This is a genomic window from Liquorilactobacillus sicerae (genome assembly GCF_029916425.1).
GTDB lineage: Bacteria > Bacillota > Bacilli > Lactobacillales > Lactobacillaceae > Liquorilactobacillus > Liquorilactobacillus sicerae.
Window position 1 is genome coordinate 1 of record NZ_JAHAVQ010000308.1, and the last position, 416, is coordinate 416.

Below are 416 nucleotides of genomic sequence, written 5' to 3' on the forward strand. Positions count from 1 at the left end.
GTTCATTGCCGAGGTCGTAGTGCGCGGCGATGTTTTTCTGCGAACCCTTGCGCGTGTTGCGGTTGAGCCAGTGCAGGCCTTGCACGAATGGCCGGCCCAGACGCGCCAGGCCACCCTCCATGGCATCGAGTACATCGAGATTGCTGACGAATACGCGCACCACAGCAGTCAGGTCCGGCGAACTCCAATAGCCGTGGATGAATGCTTCGCCGGCGCCGATCGAGCCGCTACTGGCGACCATGCCCCACAGAGCCGGGTCGAGTACATGGACTTCGCCGAGCAGAGCACTGCCCGGGGTGCCGAAAAGCATTTGTTCGCCATCCTCGACGACCATCAATTGTCCGTGTTTGAGCTGGGCCAATTGGCGCAACACGCCACGGCGCAGCAGCGAGCCGGTCAAACCGTTGGTGCTGAAG

Annotated in this window: 1 protein-coding gene; it reads right to left on the reverse strand. The window is 61.8% G+C overall.

From position 1 onward, the window contains the following. The coding region (locus KH893_RS12585; protein WP_281166372.1) for a hypothetical protein at nt 1–416 on the reverse strand (416 nt) is incomplete at both ends.